Origin of the sequence: Roseomonas sp. TAS13, assembly GCF_001950415.1 — a bacterium.
GTDB classification, from domain to species: domain Bacteria; phylum Pseudomonadota; class Alphaproteobacteria; order Acetobacterales; family Acetobacteraceae; genus Roseomonas; species Roseomonas mucosa.
In genome coordinates this window covers 1-4,554 of sequence record NZ_BDLP01000351.1, presented here as the reverse complement: position 1 = coordinate 4,554, position 4,554 = coordinate 1, and the positions used below count along the sequence as shown (strand labels likewise).

Below are 4,554 nucleotides of genomic sequence, written 5' to 3'. Positions count from 1 at the left end.
TTCGCCTTACGGTGGAGCTGTGCGTAGATGTGATCAAGAGACAGCCAGCACGGCGGGGACCTGACGCTCCTCGGGGATCAGCAGCAGCCCCAGCCGGCGCAGCGCCTCCCCCGCGCCGCGCCGCGCCGTCCAGCCCGCCAGCGGCACCGCCAGGGCGAGGCCGAGGATCACCGGCAGCATCCAGAGCGCCAGATATGGCGAGACCAGCCAGGCAGCCCCGCCGAAGAGCAGGCCGAACACCGTATGCCGCCAGTAGAGCCGCAGCACCTCGCGAAAGGGCAGGCTGCCATCCTCGCGCTGCTGCGCGTTCCAGCCGCTGTCCCGGCCGAGCAGGATGGAGGCCACGTCCACCGACTGGGTGAGCATGGTGACCGGCGCCATCAGCCCGGCGATCACCGTTTCCACCAGCATGCTGACGAAGGCACGGATGGCGCCGCCACAGCCCCGCCGCTCCGCCGGGCGGAAGGCCAGTGCGATCCAGGCGAGCAGCTTCGGCACCAGCAGCAGGCCCATCGTGCCGATGAAGACCCACATGGCGCGCACCGGATCGACCACCGGCCAGTCGGGAAACAGGCTGGGCCCGGTGGGGAAGTATTCCGGCCGGATGAAGCGCGCCTGGAGGGAGGTCAGCAGGCCCACCAACAGGAACAGGAACCAGAGCGGCGCGGTGATGTAGGAGCCGATGCCGGTCAGCAGATGCAGCCGGCTGATCCAGTGCAGGCCGCGCGCCGGCAGCACCGCCGCGTGCTGCAGGTTCCCCTGCGCCCAGCGGCGGTCGCGGATGGCGAGGTCGGTGAGCGAGGGCGGGCTTTCCTCGTAGGAGCCTCGCAGCGAGGGCACCATGTGGATCGCCCAGCCGCCGCGCCGCATCAGCGCCGCCTCCACGAAGTCGTGGCTCATGATATGGCCGCCGAAGGGCTTGCGCCCCTTCAGGTGCGGCAGGCCCGCCTGTTCCGCGAAGGCGCGGGTGCGGATCATGGCGTTGTGGCCCCAGTAGTTGCCCTCCGCGCCATGCCACCAGGCGATGCCCTCGGCGATCAGCGGCCCATAGACCCGCCCGGCGAACTGCTGCATCCGCGCGAAGAGCGAGCGGCCGTTGACGATCACCGGCAGGGTCTGGATCAGCCCGACATCCTCGTGCCGCTCCATCGCGGCGGCGAGGCGCACCAGCGTCTCGCCCTCCATGACGCTGTCGGCGTCGAGGATCAGCATCTGCGGATAGGCGGCGCCGAAGCGCGTCACCCATTCGGCGATGTTGCCCGACTTACGTTCCGTGTTCCTCGGGCGGCGGCGGTAGAAGATGCGCCGGTGGTCCCCGGTGCGTGCGCGCAGCGCCAGGAAGGCCGCCTCCTCCGCCACCCAGGCATCGGCATCGGTGGTGTCGCTGAGGATGAAGATGTCGAAGCTCTCGCCCCTGCCCAACGCCGACAGGGATTCGTGCATGGCCTGGAGCGCCGCCATCACCCGGGCCGGGGCCTCGTTGTAGACGGGCATCAGCAGCGCCGTGCGGTCGCGCAGCTCCGGCAGCGGGTCGCGCGCGGAGATGCCGAGCCGCCGTTCCGGCCCCGCCAACATGCGGAAGAACCCTGCCAGTGCGGAGGTGAAGCTCAGCGCCACCCAGGCGAAGAGCACCAGGAAGAGCAGGAAGAGCAGCACCTGCAACGTCGTCGGGCGGCTGAGGTCGAGCACGAGGTACATCTCCCGCCCGCCCAGTGCCGTCAGCGCGACGGCGCCGCCGATCACCAGCAGCCGCCGCAGCCCCATGAAGCGGGGCGCGGAGGGGCGGGTGGCCGGCCCACCCGGCGGCGCGGGGCCGCGCAGGTTCTGCACCGGCATGGCGAGCGGCGCCTCGGGCGGCAGGGCATGCCAGCCGGCATCGGCGGGATGGGGCTGGCGCGGCGTGTCCGTGGTCACGCCGTCCATCGGTACACCCAGCTTTCGGTCAGGGGCTCGTCGCCCAGGCGCAGCACGGCGCGCAGCTCCGCCTGGGTCTCGCTGCCCGGCTCCAGCTCGAAGGAGAGGCGCCAGCCCCCCGTCTCGCCGTTGGGCTGCGCCACCGGATTGAGGATCTTGCCCTTGTCGGAGGTGACCTCCAGCACCGGCTTCGCATCGGCGGGCAGCGAATCCAGCCTGCCGCCCGCCACGCCGATGACGAAGAGCCGCGCGTTCCGGTTGTTGATCCCGGCACCGACGCGGGTGTCCGTCACCCGCCCCAGCTCCGGCCGGCCCGTCCATTGCGGCAGCCAGTGCAGGCGATAGACGAAGCCGTATTCCCCCTTGGCCTTCAGCGGCTCCTTGGGTCGCCAGGCCATGACGATGTTGTCGTGGATCTCGGAGTTGGTCGGGATCTCGACGAGCTGCACCGCGCCCTCGCCCCAGTCGCCGATCGGCTCCACCCAGGCGCTGGGCCGGCGCTCGTAACGCGCCTCCAGGTCATCGAAGTTGGTGAAGGCGCGCTTGCGCTGCATCAGCCCGAAGCCGCGCGGGTTCACGTCGCCGAAATAGCTCACCTGCAGGTCGCGCGGATTGTGCAGCGGCCGCCAGATCTGCTCGCCCCGGCCGGAGAGCATCATCAGCCCGTCGGAATCATGCACGGCCGGACGGTAGTCATCGACGCCGAGCCGGTCGTTGGCGGCGAACCAGAACATGCTGGTCAGCGGCGCGATGCCGGCGGCGGCGATGTCCACGCGCGGGAAGACCGTGGCCTCCGTGTCGAAGACCGTGTCCTGGCCCGGGCGGATGGTGAAGCGGTAGGAGGCCGCGGCGCTCTGGCTGTCGAGCAGTGCCCAGACGGTGATGGAATTCACCCCGGCGCGCGGACGCTCCACCCAGAAGGCGCGGAAGAAGGGGAACTCCTCGCCCGTGGGTTCCGCCGTCTTCAGCGCGAGGCCGCGCGCCGAGAGCCCGTATTTCAGGTCCTTGGCCACGGCGCGGAAATAGGAGGCGCCGAGGAAGGCGCAGATCTCGTCGAAATAGTCCGGCCGGTTGATCGGCGCATGCAGGCGGAAGCCGGCGAAGCCCAGATCGGCGGGCTTCGGCGGCTCCAGGTCCTGGAAGCTGAACAGGTCCGGGCTGTAGAGGATGCGCTGCGCCTTGCCCTCCGCGACCTCGTACATCTCCACCCGTTGCTTGTAGAGGAAGCCGCGGTGGAAGAGCTGCATCTGGAAGGGCAGCCCCGCATCGCGCCACCAGGCGCGTTGCGGGTTGAAGCGGATGTCGCGGTACTTGTCGTAGGTCAGGTCCGCCAGCTCGCGCGGCAGGTCGCTGTCCGGCGCGCGGAAGGGCTTGGCGGCGAGGTCGCGCGCCATGCCGCGCACCGCGTTGCCGTCGAAGGGCACCGGGGCATTGGATGGCTGGGCCCCGCCGGAAGGGGCCGAGGATTGGGCGGCTGCATCGTGCGCCGCCCCGGCAAGGGCGAAGGCGGCGGGGATCGTGGCGAGCAGGTTGCGGCGGAGCACCGGCACCTCCGAAAGGGACAGGAACGTCGTGTCCAGGCCTCCGCCCTTCGCATGGGACGGTGGGCCCGGTCCACCGCCCGCGCGGGGCGCGCGGGCTGGGCGGGAAAGGTTGCTAACGGCTTAGATCGCGCGGTTTTGGCAAGGGTTGGGCAAATTCGTGACGCATCACGAAAGAGCGCTCTGGATTAATAGTTCTGCCCTGGAATCCACAGGACATCGCGGGCCCCGTTCTCGTTCAGGTGGCGCGCCATGACGAAGAGGTGATCGGACATCCGGTTCAGATAGCGCAAAGCCACCGGATTCAAAGCCTCCCGCGCGGAAAGCTGCACGAACTCGCGCTCCGCCCGCCGCGCCACGGTGCGCGCCAGATGCGCCTGCGCCGCCCCGGGCGTGCCGCCGGGCAGAATGAAGGAACGCAGCGGCGGAATCGCCGCGTTCATCGCCGCGACCTCCGCCTCCAGCCGGGCGCATTGCCGGTCGCTGATCCGCAGGCGCCCGGGATCGCCGCCGGGCACGGCGAGGTCGGCGCCCAGGTCGAAGAGATCGTTCTGCAGGCGCGCCAGCATGGCATCCGCCTCCGGCAGCCCGCCCGTGTGCAGGCGGATCAGGCCCAGGCAGGCGTTCAGCTCGTCCACCGTGCCGATCACCGCGATCCGCGGGGCATCCTTGCGCAGCCGCGTGCCGTCGCCCAGCGAGGTCTCCCCGCCATCGCCGCCGCGCGTGGTGATCACGTCGAGCTTCACCATGAGGGTTCCTCCGGGGGTCAGTGGGCTTCGTCGAAATAGACGGAGGTGTTGTAGCTCGACCAGACCGGCCGGCCATCGCGCAGGGCGGGGGTGAAGCGGCAGCGCTTGATCCGGGTCCTGGCCCAGTCGTCCAGCGCGGGGAAGCCGCTGCTCACGGCCACCTTCGCCTCCACCACCCGGCCATTGTCGGAAAGCCGCAGCCGCAGCCCGACGAAGCCGGCGTTGCGGTGCCCGATCCCGGCCGGTGGCAGGCCGATGGCCTCCGCGCAGCCGGCGGCGGGCATGGCCGGGCCCCGGCTCTCCCCCGGCAGGCCGCCGCTGCCGGCCCCGAGCCGCAACCCGCCCACGGA

The 4,554-nt window shown here is 70.8% G+C and carries 4 protein-coding genes; all 4 read right to left on the bottom strand.

Annotated features, from left to right (window positions below; all coding sequences use genetic code 11):
- Nucleotides 1-33: 33 nt before the first annotated feature.
- Nucleotides 34-1,923: a glucans biosynthesis glucosyltransferase MdoH gene (gene mdoH, locus ROTAS13_RS19915; protein ID WP_083755640.1), complete on the bottom strand. Its 1,890-nt coding sequence runs from the start codon at nt 1,921-1,923 to the stop codon at nt 34-36.
- The gene (locus ROTAS13_RS19910; RefSeq protein WP_083755641.1) at nt 1,911-3,458 is read right to left on the bottom strand and encodes a glucan biosynthesis protein; all 1,548 of its coding nucleotides are present in this window, start codon (nt 3,456-3,458) and stop codon (nt 1,911-1,913) included. The genes mdoH and ROTAS13_RS19910 overlap by 13 nt, the downstream gene beginning before the upstream one ends.
- A 185-nt stretch (nt 3,459-3,643) precedes the next feature.
- On the bottom strand, nt 3,644-4,204 hold the full coding sequence (locus ROTAS13_RS19905) for a cob(I)yrinic acid a,c-diamide adenosyltransferase (protein WP_019462686.1): 561 nt from the start codon (nt 4,202-4,204) through the stop codon (nt 3,644-3,646).
- 17 nt (nt 4,205-4,221) lie between these two features.
- The coding region (locus ROTAS13_RS19900) for an energy transducer TonB (protein ID WP_139323453.1) at nt 4,222-4,554 on the bottom strand (333 nt) is incomplete at its 5' end.

Bases quoted from the DNA above. Each gene is read 5' to 3' on its own strand.
- mdoH (WP_083755640.1), bottom strand. From the start codon at position 1,923: ATGGACGGCGTGACCACGGACACGCCGCGCCAGCCCCATCCCGCCGAT.
- ROTAS13_RS19905 (WP_019462686.1), bottom strand. From the start codon at position 4,204: ATGGTGAAGCTCGACGTGATCACCACGCGCGGCGGCGATGGCGGGGAG.